Origin of the sequence: Streptomyces sp. QH1-20, from assembly GCF_041283565.1 — a bacterium.
GTDB classification, from domain to species: Bacteria; Actinomycetota; Actinomycetes; order Streptomycetales; family Streptomycetaceae; genus Streptomyces; species Streptomyces syringius.
In genome coordinates, this window is record NZ_CP166299.1 from 4,489,957 (window position 1) to 4,505,931 (window position 15,975).

At 73.4% G+C, this 15,975-nt stretch carries 14 protein-coding genes; 9 read left to right on the plus strand and 5 right to left on the minus strand.

The window, feature by feature from the left end; genetic code table 11:
• Positions 1 to 212: 212 nt before the first annotated feature.
• Positions 213 to 1,106 carry an A/G-specific adenine glycosylase gene (locus tag AB8O64_RS20410; RefSeq protein WP_370420495.1) on the minus strand — a complete coding sequence of 298 codons (894 nt, stop codon included), beginning with the start codon at positions 1,104 to 1,106 and terminating at the stop codon, positions 213 to 215.
• A 109-nt stretch (positions 1,107 to 1,215) separates the two neighbouring features.
• Here AB8O64_RS20410 and AB8O64_RS20415 point away from each other — a divergent pair, with 109 nt between their 5' ends.
• The 3 genes from AB8O64_RS20415 (at position 1,216) to AB8O64_RS20425 (ending at position 4,223) form a co-directional block, all read left to right on the plus strand.
• Positions 1,216 to 3,000, plus strand: a complete 1,785-nt coding sequence (locus AB8O64_RS20415; protein ID WP_370420496.1) for a sensor histidine kinase — start codon at positions 1,216 to 1,218, stop codon at positions 2,998 to 3,000.
• Positions 2,997 to 3,659, plus strand: coding sequence for a response regulator (locus AB8O64_RS20420; protein ID WP_370420497.1), 663 nt, complete (start codon positions 2,997 to 2,999; stop codon positions 3,657 to 3,659). The genes AB8O64_RS20415 and AB8O64_RS20420 overlap by 4 nt, the downstream gene beginning before the upstream one ends.
• A gap of 84 nt (positions 3,660 to 3,743) precedes the next feature.
• Entirely contained in the window at positions 3,744 to 4,223 is a 480-nt protein-coding gene (locus AB8O64_RS20425; RefSeq protein WP_370420498.1) for a pyridoxamine 5'-phosphate oxidase family protein, read from the plus strand.
• Positions 4,224 to 4,276: 53 nt separating this feature from the next.
• On the opposite strand, the gene AB8O64_RS20430 is transcribed toward AB8O64_RS20425, so the two are convergent.
• The gene (locus tag AB8O64_RS20430; protein ID WP_370420499.1) at positions 4,277 to 4,864 is read right to left on the minus strand and encodes a phosphatase PAP2 family protein; all 588 of its coding nucleotides are present in this window, start codon (positions 4,862 to 4,864) and stop codon (positions 4,277 to 4,279) included.
• A 215-nt stretch (positions 4,865 to 5,079) separates the two neighbouring features.
• Between AB8O64_RS20430 and AB8O64_RS20435 the strand changes: the two genes are divergently transcribed.
• On the plus strand, positions 5,080 to 5,901 hold the full coding sequence (locus AB8O64_RS20435; protein ID WP_370420500.1) for a hypothetical protein: 822 nt from the start codon (positions 5,080 to 5,082) through the stop codon (positions 5,899 to 5,901).
• A 132-nt stretch (positions 5,902 to 6,033) separates the two neighbouring features.
• Here the strand turns inward: AB8O64_RS20435 and disA are convergent, their stop codons facing one another.
• Both disA and radA read right to left on the minus strand, forming a co-directional pair.
• Positions 6,034 to 7,158 carry a DNA integrity scanning diadenylate cyclase DisA gene (gene disA / locus AB8O64_RS20440; RefSeq protein ID WP_184739290.1) on the minus strand — a complete coding sequence of 375 codons (1,125 nt, stop codon included), beginning with the start codon at positions 7,156 to 7,158 and terminating at the stop codon, positions 6,034 to 6,036.
• Between the two features lie 126 nt (positions 7,159 to 7,284).
• On the minus strand, positions 7,285 to 8,700 hold the full coding sequence (gene radA / locus AB8O64_RS20445) for a DNA repair protein RadA (protein WP_184739292.1): 1,416 nt from the start codon (positions 8,698 to 8,700) through the stop codon (positions 7,285 to 7,287).
• A gap of 232 nt (positions 8,701 to 8,932) precedes the next feature.
• Here radA and AB8O64_RS20450 point away from each other — a divergent pair, with 232 nt between their 5' ends.
• Positions 8,933 to 10,537 carry a sigma-70 family RNA polymerase sigma factor gene (locus tag AB8O64_RS20450; protein ID WP_361934923.1) on the plus strand — a complete coding sequence of 535 codons (1,605 nt, stop codon included), beginning with the start codon at positions 8,933 to 8,935 and terminating at the stop codon, positions 10,535 to 10,537.
• Positions 10,538 to 10,616: 79 nt separating this feature from the next.
• Here the strand turns inward: AB8O64_RS20450 and AB8O64_RS20455 are convergent, their stop codons facing one another.
• A complete protein-coding gene (locus AB8O64_RS20455; protein ID WP_370420502.1) occupies positions 10,617 to 11,477 on the minus strand; it encodes a hypothetical protein in 861 nt (286 codons plus the stop codon).
• Between the two features lie 44 nt (positions 11,478 to 11,521).
• Between AB8O64_RS20455 and AB8O64_RS20460 the strand changes: the two genes are divergently transcribed.
• The 4 genes from AB8O64_RS20460 (at position 11,522) to ilvD (ending at position 15,954) form a co-directional block, all read left to right on the plus strand.
• Positions 11,522 to 12,454 (plus strand): Ppx/GppA family phosphatase, encoded by a 933-nt coding sequence (locus AB8O64_RS20460; RefSeq protein ID WP_370420504.1) that lies wholly within the window; start codon positions 11,522 to 11,524, stop codon positions 12,452 to 12,454.
• 23 nt (positions 12,455 to 12,477) lie between these two features.
• On the plus strand, positions 12,478 to 13,302 hold the full coding sequence (locus AB8O64_RS20465) for a sugar phosphate isomerase/epimerase (protein WP_130878251.1): 825 nt from the start codon (positions 12,478 to 12,480) through the stop codon (positions 13,300 to 13,302).
• Positions 13,299 to 13,922 carry a TetR family transcriptional regulator gene (locus AB8O64_RS20470; protein ID WP_370420506.1) on the plus strand — a complete coding sequence of 208 codons (624 nt, stop codon included), beginning with the start codon at positions 13,299 to 13,301 and terminating at the stop codon, positions 13,920 to 13,922. Before AB8O64_RS20465 ends, AB8O64_RS20470 begins: the two co-directional genes overlap by 4 nt.
• A gap of 181 nt (positions 13,923 to 14,103) precedes the next feature.
• Complete coding sequence (gene ilvD, locus AB8O64_RS20475) at positions 14,104 to 15,954, plus strand: dihydroxy-acid dehydratase (protein WP_370420507.1); 1,851 nt, start codon at positions 14,104 to 14,106, stop codon at positions 15,952 to 15,954.
• The last annotated feature ends 21 nt before the right edge of the window (positions 15,955 to 15,975 follow it).

The window sequence follows — 15,975 nt, forward strand, 5'->3', positions numbered from 1 at the left end:
TTGCGTCCCCACGTCACGCTGGTGGTCCTCCAGCACGAGTAGGACGCTACGGAGACGCTGTTGCGGCGTGATGTGCAGCAGCCCTTCGACTGGTGCACAGCTACCCATAGGTTGTGTAACAGCGGGGAGGAAAGAGCGGCTCTGTCCGTTTCGCAGGGCGAAACGAACACACAGCGTCGAAACAAAGGCAACCGGCGGGGCTGCGGGTCCGGCTACGTCAGCGGCAGCCGGTAGGTCCCGTCGGCGAGCGGCTCGACCAGGCCGTCGGCGACGAGCCCGTCCAGCGCGCGGGCCCGCTGCACGGGCTCGTCCCACACCACGTCGAGCGCCGACTGCGGCACCGGCCCGACCGCCTCGCGCAGCACCGCCAGCAGCTTGCCGCGCACCTGCCGGTCCGTACCTGCGTAGGTCTGGCCGCGCCGCGGCGGGCCGTCGTGAGCGGGCGAACCGGCGGCCTTCCAGGCGCAGCGCCCGGCGATCGGGCAGCGGGTGCAGGAGGGGGTCCGGGCGGTGCAGACCAGCGCGCCCAGCTCCATCGTCGCGGCGGCCCAGCGCGCGGCGACCGGCTCCTCCTCGGGGAGCAGCGTGCGGGCGAGCTTGCGCTCGGCGGCCGTGGTGGCGTTCGGCGGGTACTGCGCACCGCTCACCGCTCGGGCGAAGACCCGGCGGACGTTGGTGTCGAGGACCGCGTGCCGCTGCCCGTAAGCGAAGGACGCCACGGCGGCCGCCGTGTACTCGCCGACGCCCGGCAGCGCCAGCAGCTTGGCGTGATCGCGCGGCACCTCGCCGTCGTGCCGCTCCGTGATCGCCGCCGCCGCGCCGTGCAGCCGCAGCGCGCGCCGGGGATAGCCGAGCCGGCCCCAGGCGCGCACCGCCTCACCGGGCGGCTCGGCGGCCAGGTCGGCGGGGCGCGGCCAGCGGGCGAGCCACTGCTCGTAGACCGGCAGGACCCGGCTGACGGGGGTCTGCTGGAGCATGAACTCGCTGACCATCACCCCCCACGGCCCGGCCTCCGGGCGGCGCCACGGCAGATCGCGGGCGTGCTCGTCGAACCAGTCGATGACGGGGGCGTGCAGGACGGTGGGCGTCTGGGGCATGGCAGTCATGGCGTCACCGATCCTGGCACGGGCGCGTACGACGGCGAAACGCGCCGGGCCCCGAACACCTGACTTTCGACAGGGGCGCGCCATGGACGGACGCTTGTACCGTCGAGCGGTGAGAGGCACGACGACCCCGCGGACGGGGCGGTTTCCGACGGTGGGCGGGCGGCTTTTGGCATCGGCGCGGGCCGTACCGGCCGGGCGGGTCCTGCGGGGCGCCCTGCTGTGGGCGGGGCTCGCCGTGCCCGCGCTCGGCACCGCCTGGCTCGGCCTGACCGAGCCGCAGTCCTGGTGGCGGCAGGCGGGCGCCCTGGGCGTGCTCGGCGTGGCCGCCGCCGTGTCGCGGGTACGGCCCGTGCTGGCTCTCCTCCTCGCCGCGGGCCTGGGTCTCGCCGCCTCGCCGTCCCTCTTCACGCTCTCGTACGGGCCCGCGCTGTCGGTCCTCGGCTATCTGCTGGGCCGTCGCTCGGCGGCGCCGCGCCCGGCCCAGCTGGCCTTCGCGGGAATCGCCGCGGTGGGTACCGCGCTCGTGCTCCTCCGGGGCGCCGATCCGGTGATCGAATGGCTGGTTCTGATCGGCACGCTGCTGTTCGGCGCGGTCTTCCCCTGGCTGACCGGCCGCTACCGGCGCCAGTACCGCGAGCTGGTGGCCGCGGGCTGGAGCCGTGCGGCCCAGCTGGAGCGCGAGCAGGAGATCGTCGCGGACCGCGCCCGGCTGCGTGAGCGGGCCCGCATCGCCCGCGACATGCACGACTCCCTCGGTCACGAGCTGAGTCTGATCGCCCTGCGGGCCGGCGCCCTCCAGGTCGCCCCCGGCCTCGACCCCGCCCACCGCACGGCGGCCGCGGACCTCCGCGAAGCGGCTGCCGCCGCGACGGACCGCCTGCACGACATCATCGGCGTCCTCCGCGACCCCGAACCCGGCCCGGGGCCCGGAACCGGTCCCACCCCGTCCACGGCCCCGCTCGTCCCGGCGGACGAGACGATCCCCGCCCTCGTCGAGCGGGCGGCGACCTCGGGCCTGCGTGTCCGCTTGCGCGCGACTTCCGGGGACGGCGGGGTGCCGGGGGCTGGGGCCGGTGCCCGGCAGGGCACTTCCGGTGCTCCGACCATGGCGGAGCGTGCCGCGTACCGGGTGGTGCAGGAGGCCCTGACCAACGCGGCCAAGCACGCGCCGGGCGCGGAGGTCGAGGTGACGGTCGAGCGTGGCCCGCACGAGACCGTGGTGACGGTCGTGAACGGCCCGGCGGCCCCGGACGGCCCGACGCCGGACGCAGCCCCCGCCGCGACGCCGTCAGGCACCGGGCTGATCGGTCTGCGGGAACGGGCCGCCCTCGCCGGAGGCGAGTGCGTCGCGGGGCCGCACGAGGGCGGCTTCCGGGTGGTGGCGCGGCTGCCTCACACGCCCGCCGGGGGCGGGGAGACCGCCGCCCTCGGCGACACGGGCGACGGCCACGCGTTCGCCCGGGCCCGCCGCGCGGCACGCCGACGCGTCGTCGTGCCCTTCGCCGTCGCGGGTGGCGCCGCCGCCCTGTTCGTGGCGGGCGCCTTCGGCTGGTACGCCTACATCAAGACGCACTCCGTGCTGACGCCCGCCGCCTACGCGGGACTGCGCGTCGGCGCGCCCTACGCGGACGTGGAGCCCGTCCTGCCGGATCTGACCGTCACCGATCCACCGGCCGATCGGGCCCCCGTGCCCCCGCCGCCCGGCGCGCAGTGCCGCTACTACCGGTCGACCGGCGAGCTCTTCGTCAGCGTCGACCACTTCCGGCTCTGCTTCCGCGACGGCCGCCTCGTGTCGAAGCACGCCGTCCCCCGGGCCGGAGGACCCGGTGTCGTACAGCGGGACGGCGTACAGCGGGAAGTCGTACAGCAGGAAGCGAAGGAGTCGGTGAGATGACGACGATCAGGGTGCTGATCGCGGACGACGAGACCATGATCCGGGCAGGCGTACGGGCCATCCTCGCCGCCGACCCGGGCATCGACGTGGTCGCCGAGGCGGCGGACGGCCGTGAGGCCGTCGAGGCGGTGCGCGCGCACCGGCCCGACGTGGCGCTCCTCGACATCCGGATGCCGCGCCTGGACGGGCTCGCCGCGTGCGAGGAGATCCGCCGCACCACCCCCGGCACGGCCGTCGCCATCCTCACCACCTTCTCCGAGGACGCGTACGTCTCCCGTGCTCTCGGCGGCGGGGCCACCGGATTCCTCCTCAAGTCCGGGGACCCGTACGAACTGATGGCCGGCGTCCGCGCCGTCGCCGACGGCGGCGCGTACCTCTCCCCGAAGGTGGCCCGGCACGTCATCGCCGAGCTGGGCGGCGAACGGCTGACGCGCGGCGCTGCCGCCCGCGCCCGGACCGCCGGGCTCACCGCACGCGAGCGGGACGTCCTCGCCCTGGTGGGGGCCGGGCTGTCCAACGCGGGCATCGCCCGGCGGCTGCACCTCGTCGAGGGCACGGTCAAGGGGTACGTGAGCGCGATCCTGAACCACCTGGAGGTCGGCAACCGCGTCCAGGCGGCGATCGTCGCCTACGAGGCCGGGCTGGTGACCGAGGGCTGACCGGCCACTCCCTCGGTCCCACCGCCCGGCCCCTGGCCGGTACCCGGCTGGTACCCCCGGGCCGATCGGGGTGGAATGGGGATCATGACCGAAACTCACTCCCGCCCCTCGCTGGAGCTCCTCGCCGCGCTCGACGCCCACACGACCATGACCCTGGCGTACACCGACGAGGACGGCCCGCAGGCGTGCGCCGTGCTCTACGCGCCCGCCGAGGAGTCCGCGCCCGCGCTGGTGTTCGTCACCTCCGCCACCACCCGGCACGGCCGTGCACTGAGCGGCGGCGAGACGCGTGTCGCCTTCACCGCCCAGCGCGACCACCAGGACTGGGTGACCCTGACCGGAATTCAGGGCCGGGGCGTCTGCCGCCGTCTGGAGGGCGCCGAGCGCGAGGCCGCGTGGCAGGCGTTCAGGACCCGCTTCCCGTACGTCGAGCAGACCGAGCAGCTCCGGCAGGCGATGGAGCGCGAGGACCTGTGGGAGCTGCGCCCCGACTGGCTGCGCCTGGTCGACAACGGTCAGGGCTTCGGCCACAAGACGGAGTGGCCGACCCCTGCCGGAGCCTGACGGCGCGTCCGGTCGGACGCGCCGGTCACCTGGGCAACCTGTGGCGCCCCTTGTCACCCTTTGACCAGGACGCTCCACGGGCCCGTTCCCGCCCGGGCCCGTTCCACCAGGGCCGTGCCCCGGCGCGTGAGCAGCCGGGCGCCCAGCAGTGCGACGGCGGCGCCGAGCGCGAGGCCCACCGCCACGTCGTGCGGATAGTGCACGCCCAGGAAGACCCGGGAGAAGGCGACCAGCACCGCCAACGGCAGCACCAGCCACGCCATCACCCGGCGGGCGACCGCGATCCCGGTGGCCAGGGCGGCCGCGAGGGTGGCGTGGTTGCTGGGGAACGACCAGTCGTCGGGCGCCGGGCAGGTGGCGAGGGACGCGGCGGCCCCGGACACCGCCCGGCACGGCCTGACCTCCTCGACGAGGCTCTTCACCACCTCGCTCACGGCGTACGCGACCGCCGTGGTGACCGGTACGAGTGCCGCGAGCGCCACCCCGCGCGCCCCGCCACGCCTGGCCCGCCACCAGATGCCGACGGCCACCGCCATCAGCAACAACAGTCCGGCCTCCGTGCCGACTTCCGCGAGGGAGTGGACCCACTCCGGGGTGCTGCGGGCGTGCTCGGTGATATCGCGATAGAGATCGTCGTCCATGGTGGGGACGTTATGAACGACGGGGGACCCGGCACATCGGCCCATCGGCAGGGCCATCACCTGACCTTCGTCGGGTGGCGCGGCCGTTCTCCGCTGTGCGGGGGGCGCCGATGCGCGTATGGCGGTGCGCGGAACCGGGTAGATGATGAGAAAAGTCTGCACTCCTACGGCGGGTACTGGCTGGTGCCCTGGCCGATCTCTCGTAGAGTCTTCGCGTGGGATCTCTGCGCAATCCGATCGGGCCGCTTCCCTCCTCCATCTACTGGCGGCGGAGGGCAGTTGCGCTTGGCCTGCTCGGCCTTCTCGTGCTGCTGGTGCTGTGGGCCGTCCTCGGAGGTGGTGGCGGCTCCGACGGCGACCGGTCCAATGGGTCGAACGGCAAGGGTCCCGGCGACACCACCATCACGCCCGGACCCACCCCCTCGGGGCCGCATATCAGCCAACGGCCGGGTGGCCGCGATGAATCGGGCAACGGCGGATCCGGCGGCGGCGACCACGGCGGAGCGGGAAGTTCCGGCAGTGCCGGCACGGGCACCGGCGGCGGCGCGGGAGGCCCCGGGGGTTCCGGAGGCTCCGGTGGCGGCGGTGGACTGGGCACCGGCGACGGCAAGGCCGTTCCGGCCGGCTCCAACCTGCCCGACTGTGCGTCAGGATCCGTACAGGTGAGCGTGCGCAGCGTGAAGGACGCCTACAAGCCCGACGAGAAGCCGAAGTTCGAGTTCGTCGTGAAGAACACCGGCAACTCCGCCTGCAAGGTCGACTTCGGATCGGCCGCGGCCAACCTCAAGATTGTGAAGTCCGAGGGCAGCGACCACGTCTGGGCGTCCGATGACTGCGCCAGGAGCGGTGCGCCCGTGCTGCTGGAGCTCCCCGGGTCGGGCGAGATCAAGAGCACGCTGGAGTGGGACCGCAAGCGCAGCGCCCCGCGCTGCGCGACGCCGTCCGGCTCCCCGACCGCCGAACCCGGTACCTACAAGGTCGAGGTCAAGATCGCGGGGGTCACCGAGACGGTGAACTTCACGCTGGAGAAAGCCTGATCGGAAAGGCTGACAGGAATGCCTGATCGGAAGGCGTGATCCAAGGCGCGGACAGACGACTACGGCCGGGCCCCTCGCGAAGAGGGGCCCGGCCGTAGTCGTCGGACGAAGCGAACGGTCCGGACGCGACCGCTATACGTACCGCTCGAGGATCGAGGACTCGGCGAGCCGGGACAGCCCCTCGCGGACCGAGCGGGCGCGGGCCTCGCCGACGCCGTCGACCGTCTGGAGGTCGTCCACGCTCGCGGCGAGCAGCTTCTGGAGCCCGCCGAAGTGCTCGACGAGCCGGTCGATGATCGCACCGGGCAGCCGCGGCACCTTGGCCAGCAGACGGTAGCCGCGCGGGGAGACCGCGGAGTCCAGCGTCTCGGGGGAGCCGCTGTAACCCAGGGCACGCGCGACGATGGGCAGTTCGAGCAGCTCGGCGTGGCTGAGGGAGTCCAGCTCGGAGAGCGCCTCCGGGACCGTGCGGGTGCGCTTGGCGGTCGGCTCCGGGACGTAGTCCCGCACGACCAGGTCGCGCTCCGGCTCGACGCCCGCGATCAACTCCTCCAGCTGGAGCGAGAGCAGACGGCCGTCGGTGCCCAGCTCGATCACATACTCCGCGATCTCCGTGGCGATACGGCGGACCAGCTCCAGCCGCTGGGAGACCGCCGTGACATCGCGGACGGTGACCAGATCCTCGATCTCCAGAGCGGAGAGCGTGCCGGCCACCTCGTCGAGACGGAGCTTGTAGCGCTCCAGGGTGGCCAGCGCCTGGTTGGCGCGGGAGAGGATCGCGCCCGACTCCTCCAGGACCCGGCGCTCACCGCCCACGTACAGCGCGATCAGCCGCATCGACTGGCTGACGGAGATGACGGGGTAACCGCACTGGATGGACACGCGCTGCGCGGTGCGGTGCCGGGTGCCGGTCTCCTCGGTGGGGATCGAGGCATCGGGGACGAGCTGCACGCCCGCCCGCACGATCTTGGTGATGTCCTTGTCGACGATCAGCGCGCCGTCCAGCTTGCACAGCTCGCGCAGCCGGGTGGCGGAGAACTCCACATCGAGGACGAATCCGCCCGTACACATCGATTCGACGGTCTTGTCCATGCCCAGGACGAGGAGCCCGCCGGTATTGCCGCGAAGGATGCGCTCCAGGCCGTCCCGAAGAGCCGTGCCGGGCGCGACGGCGCTCAGCGAAGCGCGCATCAGACCGTCAGCACCGGAGCTTCCCCCGGCCTTGCCGGGGCCCGATGCCCGGTCGTTGGCTGCCACTGCACTCCTCCGGTCGCAAGGTCATCGGTGCCGCAGGCCGCCCTGGCTGTCGCGTACGTGCGTACGTACGGGCGAGACCAGGGCAAAGTCTACTGGCGCCCAGCCTATTAGAGAGGGCTCCTCCGGTCAGGCGTCCGCATCGGCCTCCCGCCGGCTCTCCCGGCGTACCCGCTTGGGCAGCACCCGAAGCGCATCACCTATGTCCGCGACCTCCAAAACCTTCATACCGGCCGGGATCTTCCCCGGGTCGGAGGGCACGAGGGCGTGGGTGAAACCGAGGCGGGCGGCTTCGGCCAGGCGGCGCTGCACGCCCGTGACACGCCGGACCTCGCCCGCGAGCCCCACCTCACCGATGGCCACCAGGTTCTTCGGCAGCGGGGAGTCGCTGGCGGCGCTGGCCAGGGCGAGCGCGATGGCGAGGTCGGCGGCGGGCTCGGAGAGCTTCACACCGCCGACGGTGGCGCTGTAGATGTCGCGCTTGCCGAGGGCGCTGATCCGGCCGCGCTGCTCCAGCACGGCCAGCATCATCGACACCCGCGAGGTCTCCAGACCGGAGGTGGTGCGGCGGGGCGAGGGGATCTGCGAGTCGACCGTCAGGGCCTGCACCTCGGCCACCAGCGGGCGGCGGCCCTCCAGGGTGACCGTCAGGCAGGTGCCGGGAACGGGCTCGGCGCGCCGGGTCAGGAAGAGCCCGCTGGGGTCGGCGAGGCCGGTGATGCCCTCGTCGTGCAGCTCGAAGCAGCCGACCTCGTCGGTGGCGCCGTAGCGGTTCTTCACGCCGCGGACCAGGCGCAGCCGGGCGTGCCGGTCGCCCTCGAAGCTCAGCACGACATCGACCAGGTGCTCCAGCAGCCGGGGACCCGCGATCGCGCCGTCCTTGGTCACATGGCCGACCAGGAGGGTGGCCATGCCGCGCTCCTTGGAGGCCCGGATCAGGGCACCCGCCACCTCGCGCACCTGAGCCATCCCGCCCGGCGCGCCGTCGATCTCGGGGGAGGCCACGGTCTGCACCGAGTCCATGATCAGGAGGGAGGGCTTCACGGAGTCGAGATGGCCGAGGACGGCGGACAGATCGGTCTCGGCGGCGAGATAGAGGTGGTCGGAGAGCGCGCCGATGCGGTCGGCGCGCATCCGCACCTGGCTCGCGGACTCCTCGCCCGTCACATACAGCGTGCGGTGCTCGTCGGACGCGGCCTTCGCCGCGACGTCCAGCAGCAGGGTGGACTTGCCGACGCCGGGCTCGCCCGCGAGCAGCACCACCGCGCCGGGCACCAGCCCGCCGCCCAGCACGCGGTCCAGCTCGTCCACTCCGGTGCTGCGCGCGGTGGCCTGCCGGCCGTCGACCTGGCCGATGGGCAGCGCGGCGGAGGTCACCCGGCCGGGCGCCGTCGTGCGCACGGCGGGCGCGCCGTACTCCTCGACCGTGCCCCACGCCTGGCACTCCGGGCAGCGGCCGAGCCACTTGGCAGTGGTCCAGCCGCACTCGGTGCAGCGGTAGGAGGGCCGGTCCTTGGCGGACGAGCGAGCGGTACGGGCAGCCATGGGGTCACCGTAGCGGTGCCCACTGACAGGCCCCCGGCGGTGCCCCGACAGTGCTTCCGACAGGACGGACGCAGCCGATCGCCACCCCGACCCACCCCGGGCCTCTCCCACTCCGGCACTCCGGCCGGAACGTACAGTTCCTGTCCCCCTTCGAGGGAGATGGTCACCCGAACGGGTTAAACCTGTGCGAGCAGGACGAGGGAGGGTGCGTCATCCGCCTACCGTCGCCGGGATGACAAGCAGCGGCCCCGAGCACCCTACGTACGCCACCGGCGCGTTTCATCCACACCGCCGTGCGCCGCGCGCGGTCGACGACACCCTCGTGCAGCGGCCGCCCGTGCGGTACGAGCCGTTCCTGGACGGGTTGTTCACCTACTGCCTGTCCGTGCTGTGCGAGCACGACTCCGCCACCTCCGTGCTCGGCGAGGCGCTCGCCCTCGCCGAGCGGCGCGCCGACCGGGCCCCCGCCGACGAGGAGATGCGCCGCCCCTGGATGTACGCCCTGGCGCGCTGGGCCTGTCTGCGCAGGCTCGCGGAGCGCGGCGCCAAGGTCGCCGACCCCGTCCCGACGGGGTCCCTGGCCGCCCACCGCCGCGCGGAGCTGTCCCTGCTGGCCTGGCCGGAGGCCGCCGGCACCACCCCCGAGCAGCGCGAGGCCCTCGAACTGGCCGTCCGCCACGGCCTCACCCCCCACGAGGTCGGCGTGGTGCTGCGGCTGGACCCCGACGCGACCCGGGCACTGCTGTCCAGTGCCGCGTGCGAGGTGGAGCGCACCCGGACCGCGCTGGCCGTCGTGGAGTCCGGCCGCTGCCCGGTCGTCGCGCGGTTCGCGGGTGACACGGAGATGCTGCTGGGGGCCGCGCTGCGGCGTGAGCTCGTGCGACACGTCGACGACTGCGCCGACTGCCGGCGGACGGCCGAGCGGGCCAACGCGGGCGACCCCTGGCCGGGGACGTCGGCGTCCACCGCCGCGCTGCCCGTGCTCGAGGCACCGCGCGCGGCGGCGCACGCCGCCATGCTGTGCGCCCTGGCCGCACGCCCGCAGCGCGCGGCGCCGGCGGGGGTGATGCCCCGGTTCGACCGCAAGGGCTTCCCGCTGGCCCCCAAGGACCGGGCCGCGCGGCGCGGCAGGCTGCGCAGCAGAGCCGTGACGACGACGGTCGTCGCGACGGTCGTGGCCGCCCCCGTGCTGGCCCTGTGGGCCGCCTACCGAGGGGGGCCGGTCATCGGGGAGGGGCAGGACACGGCGTCGGTCTCCGCCCGGGAGACGGACGGGCTCGGCCGGATCCCGTACGAGGAGGTCGGCCGGTCCCACACCTCCACCGACGCGCGTTCGGCCGTGCGCCGCCGGGCCTCCGACGTCTCGGTCGCGGTGCTCGGCCCGGACGGCAGACCCGTGCCGGTGGCGGCCGCCGCCACGGCATCGCCCGCCCCGGGCGACAGCACCCGGCCGCTGCCGGCCCCGTCCGGACCGGGCCACGGCCCCGGTCGGCTGACGGTCGAGGCGCAGCCCAGCGGGGCCACCACGCTGATCACGCTGACCGCCGACGGCGGGCAGCCGGTGCGCTGGTCGATGACGACCGACGCGCCGTGGCTGCGGCTGAACCGGGTGGGCGGCGTCCTCACCCCGGGCCAGTCGGTGACCGTCACGGTCTATGTCGACCAGGACCGGGAGCCGGTGGGGCACTGGACGGCGCGGGTGGCCGTCGCGCCGGGCGGTTCCGTGGTGACGATCGAGGGGCGCGGCGCCGCCCCCGAGCCGACCCCCGCCGCGACCCAGCCGCCCGCGACCCCGACCGCCCCGCCCCCGGCGCCGTCCCCGAGCGCCACGAACTGACCTGCGGTCCGCTGGGTGGGCCTATCGGCGGTTCACGTCGTGATGTGACCGGCGAGCCGTCCCGCGAGCGCGAACCGCGTCAGCGGCGGTCCGGCAGCTTCGCCGTCCGCCCGCCGTCCGCCGGGTGCGGAGCCATCGGCAGCAGGGAGGACAGCCGCTCCTCGCACAGCTCCACCAGCCGCGCGTACCCCTTCTTGCCCATCAGCTCGGTCAGCTCCGGCGCGTAGCTCACGTACACCGGGTCGCCCGCGCCGTGCGCGGACGTCGCCGACGTGCACCACCAGTGCAGGTCGTGGCCGCCCGGGCCCCAGCCGCGGCGGTCGTACTCGCCGATCGTGACCTGGAGCACCTGCGTGTCGTCCGGCCGGTCGATCCAGTCGTACGTACGCCGGATCGGCAGCTGCCAGCACACGTCCGGCTTGGTCTCCAGCGGCTCGCGGCCCTCCTTCAGGGCGAGGATGTGCAGCGAGCACCCCGCGCCGCCCGCGAAGCCCGGCCGGTTCTGGAAGATGCACGAGCCGTTCCAGCGCCGGGTCTGCCGCTCGCCGTCGTCCTCGTCGAGCTGCGTCCAACCACTGTCGGTGCCCACGTCGTGGAACTGCCAGATGTCCGGCGTCAGCCGCGCCACATGGCCCGCGACCCGCTTCTCGTCGTCCTCGTCGGAGAAGTGCGCGCCCAGCGAGCAGCAGCCGTCGGCCGCCCGCCCCGCCTGGATGCCCTGGCAGCCGCTGCCGAAGATGCAGCTCCAGCGAGAGGTGAGCCAGGTCAGATCGCACCGGAAGAGCTGCTCGTCGTCCGCCGGGTCGGGGAATTCGACCCAGGCACGGGCGAAATCAAGCCCCACCTCGTCCGAGATCTCGGCCTTCACATCGATGACCTTGGTCTTCTTGGAGGCTTTGTCCTGCGCTTTGCCCTGCTTCGCCTTCTTCGTCTTCGCCACCCCTCAAGCCTAAGCGCCCCGAGAGCGGCAGTAGCGTTCACGCCATGAGACTCGGTGTCCTCGACGTGGGCTCGAATACGGTCCACCTGCTGGTGGTGGACGCGCATCCGGGCGCCCGCCCCCTGCCCGCCCACTCGCACAAGACCGAGCTGCGGCTCGCCGAACTCCTCGACGACCACGGCGCGATCAGCGACGCCGGGATAGACCGCCTGATCGCCGTCATCCAGGACGCCCTGCAGGCCGCCGAGGACAAGGGCGTCGAGGAGGTCCTGCCGTTCGCCACCTCCGCGGTCCGCGAGGCGCCCAACGCCGACGCCGTCCTCGCACGCGTGACGAAGGAGACCGGCATCACGCTGCCCGTCATGACCGGCGACGAGGAGGCCCGCCTGACCTTCCTCGCCGCCCGCCGCTGGTTCGGCTGGTCGTCGGGCAAACTCCTCGTCCTCGACATCGGCGGCGGCTCCCTGGAGATAGCGCTGGGCCTGGACGAGGAGCCCGACGCGGCCGTCTCGCTGCCGCTGGGCGCCGGCCGGCTGACGGCCGGCTGGCTCCCGGGCGACCCGCCGGACCCCACCGACGTCCGCGCGCTGCGCCGCCACGTACGGGCCCAGATCGCCCGCATCGTCGGCGATTTCTCCCGCCGCGGCGCCCCCGACCACATCGTCGCCACCTCGAAGACCTTCAAACAGCTCGCCCGCATCGCCGGCGCCGCCCGCTCCACCGAGGGCCTCTACGTCAAGCGCACGCTGAGCCGCCGCGCCCTGGAGCAGTGGGTGCCCAAGCTCGCCTCGATGACCGTCGAACAGCGCGCCGCGCTGCCCGGCGTGTCGGAGGGCCGGGCGCCCCAGCTGCTGGCGGGCGCGCTCGTCGCCGAGGCGGCGATGGACCTGTTCGGAGTGGAAGAGCTGGTGCTCTGCCCGTGGGCGTTGCGCGAAGGAGTGATCCTCCGGCGGCTGGACCACCTGCCCGTCCCGTGAGAGGCGGTCGTACGCTGTTCCCCGTGACAGAGCCAGTGGTGCGCATCCCGGATGCGAAGGTCGCGCTGTCCACGGCCTCGGTCTATCCCGAGTCGACGGCGACGGCCTTCGAGATCGCCGCCCGCGTCGGGTACGACGGTGTCGAGGTCATGGTCTGGACCGACCCGGTCAGCCAGGACATCGAGGCGCTGCGCCGCCTCTCCGACTACCACCAGGTCCCGATCCTGGCCGTCCACGCGCCCTGTCTGCTGATCACCCAGCGCGTCTGGTCGACGGACCCGTGGGTCAAGCTCCAGCGCGCCCGGGCCGCTGCCGAGAAGCTGGGCGCCACCACCGTGGTCGTCCACCCGCCGTTCCGCTGGCAGCGCTCGTACGCCCGTGACTTCGTGCGCGGGATCTGGCGGATGGCGGACGAGACCGACGTCCGCTTCGCCGTCGAGAACATGTACCCCTGGCGCTACCGCGACCGCGAGATGCTCGCCTACGCGCCCGACTGGGACGTCACCAAGGACGACTACCGCCACTTCACCGTCGACCTCTCGCACACGTCCACCGCCCGCACGGACGCCCTCCAGATGATCGACCGGATGGGCGACCGGCTCGCCCACGTCCACCTCGCCGACGGCAACGGCTCCGCCAAGGACGAGCATCTGGTGCCCGGCCGAGGCAAGCAGCCCTGCGCCGAGCTGCTGGAACGGCTCGCGGTCAGCGGCTTCGACGGGCACGTGGTGATCGAGGTCAACACCCGCCGCGCGATGTCCAGCGCGGAGCGCGAGGCCGACCTCGCCGAGGCCCTGGCCTTCACCCGCTTGCACCTCGCCTCCCCGACCCGCGTGCCCCGCCTGTGAGCGACGCGCGGGAGGGCGCCCCGAGGAAGCGCGGCAGACCCGCCCGTACGGACGCGGGCGACGGCCCCGGCGCCCGCGAGCGGATCCTCACCGCCGCCCGCGCCGAGTTCGCCGAGCACGGCTACGACAAGGCGTCCATCCGGGGCATCGCCAAGGGCGCGGGCGTCGACCCGGCGCTCGTCCACCACTACTTCGGCCCGAAGGAGAAGATCTTCGGCGCGGCCGTCGAGGTGGCCTTCGCGCCCGCGCTCCAGGCGAAGGACATCGCCGCGGTCGGCGGGCTGGACACCATCGGGGAGCGGCTGACCCGCTACATCCTCGGCGTGTGGGAGGACCCCGTCACCCGGGAGCCGCTCCTCGCGATCGTCCGGTCCGCAGTGGCCAACGAGACCGCCGCCGCCGTCTTCCGCGACCTCGTCACGGTCCGGCTGACGGCCCGCGTCGCGGTCGAGCTGGACGTCCCGGAGCCACGGCTGCGCTCGGAGCTCGCCGCGGCCCAGCTGGTGGGCGTCACCCTGCTGCGCCATGTGATCAAGGTGGAGCCGCTGGCCTCGGCGGACCTCGAGGAGGTCATCGCCATGGTGGCCCCGGTCGTCCAGCGCCATCTGACCGAGGGCTGAGCGCGGCCACGGCCACGGCCCCAGACCACCGGCCGGCCGGTGGCGCCCGCCCGCGGCCTGAGCTCTGTGTCTCATATCCCGGAGATCCTGTCCGGATCTTGGATCACGGGCGTAGGCTCGGAAGACGCCGACCCGGCGCCGGCGATGCCGCGCGCCGACGCACTTCGAGGAGTGGAGCAGGATGCCCGAGCTGAGGTCCCGCACCGTCACCCACGGCCGCAACATGGCGGGTGCCCGAGCCCTCATGCGGGCGTCGGGCGTAGCGAGCGAGGACATCGGCAAGCCGATCATCGCGGTCGCCAACTCCTTCACCGAGTTCGTCCCCGGCCACACCCACCTCGCCCCGGTCGGCCGGATCGTCTCCGACGCGATCCTGGCGGCGGGCGCGGTGCCCCGCGAGTTCAACACGATCGCGGTCGACGACGGCATCGCCATGGGCCACGCCGGCATGCTCTACAGCCTGCCCTCCCGCGACCTGATCGCCGACTCCGTCGAGTACATGGTCGAGGCGCACTGCGCCGACGCGCTGATCTGCATCTCCAACTGCGACAAGATCACGCCCGGCATGCTGATGGCCGCCCTGCGCCTCAACATCCCCGTCGTCTTCGTCTCCGGCGGCCCGATGGAGGCCGGCCAGGCCACCCTCGTCGACGGCACGGTCCGCAAGCTCGACCTGATCAACGCCATCGTGGACGCGGTCGACGAGAACGTCTCCGACGAGGACGTCCTGCGCATCGAGGAGAACGCCTGCCCGACCTGCGGCTCCTGTTCCGGCATGTTCACGGCCAACTCCATGAACTGCCTGACCGAGGCCATCGGCCTCTCCCTCCCGGGCAACGGCTCCGTCCTCGCCACCCACACCGCCCGCAAGGCGCTGTACGAGAACGCCGCCCGCACGGTCGTCGAGATCACCAAGCGCTACTACGAGCAGGACGACGCGTCGGTCCTGCCGCGCAACATCGCCACCCGCGCCGCCTTCGACAACGCCATGGCCCTCGACATCGCCATGGGCGGCTCGACCAACACGATCCTGCACCTGCTCGCCGCCGCCCAGGAGGCCGGGCTCGACTACGACCTCAAGGACATCGACGCGGTCTCGCGCCGGGTGCCCTGCCTCGCCAAGGTCGCGCCCAACGTCGCTCCCGGCGGCACGTACTACATGGAGGACGTGCACCGCGCCGGCGGCATCCCCGCGATCCTCGGCGAGCTCTACCGCGCCGGCCTGCTGAACGAGGACGTGCACACCGTCCACTCGTCCGGCATCAAGGACTGGCTCGGCACCTGGGACGTGCGCGGCGGCTCGCCCTCGGCCGAGGCCGTCGAGCTGTGGCACGCCGCACCCGGCTGTGTCCGCTCCGCGACCGCCTTCTCGCAGTCCGAGCGCTGGGACTCCCTGGACACCGACGCCGCCGGCGGCTGCATCCGCGACGCGGAGCACGCCTACTCCAAGGACGGCGGACTCGCCGTCCTCAAGGGCAACCTGGCCGTCGACGGCTGTGTCGTGAAGACGGCCGGCGTCGACGAGTCGATCTGGACGTTCGAGGGCCCGGCCGTTGTCTGCGAGTCCCAGGAGGACGCCGTCGACAAGATCCTCCGCAAGGAGATCAAGGAGGGCGACGTCGTCGTCATCCGCTACGAGGGTCCCAAGGGCGGCCCCGGCATGCAGGAGATGCTGTACCCGACGTCCTTCCTCAAGGGCCGCGGCCTCGGCAAGTCCTGCGCCCTGATCACCGACGGCCGCTTCTCCGGTGGCACCTCGGGCCTGTCCATCGGCCACGCCTCGCCCGAGGCGGCCTCCGGCGGCACGATCGCCCTGGTCGCCGACGGCGACCGGATCCGCATCGACATCCCGGCCCGCTCGATCGAACTCCTCGTCGACGACGAGGAGCTGACGGCCCGCCGCGAGGCACTCGGCGGCAGGTACGCCCCGAAGAACCGCGAGCGCCAGGTCTCGGCGGCGCTGCGGGCCTACGCGGCCATGGCCACCAGCGCGGACAAGGGCGCCGTCCGAGACGTCTCCCGACTGGGCTAGCCGGTCCCCCCGGCCGGAAGC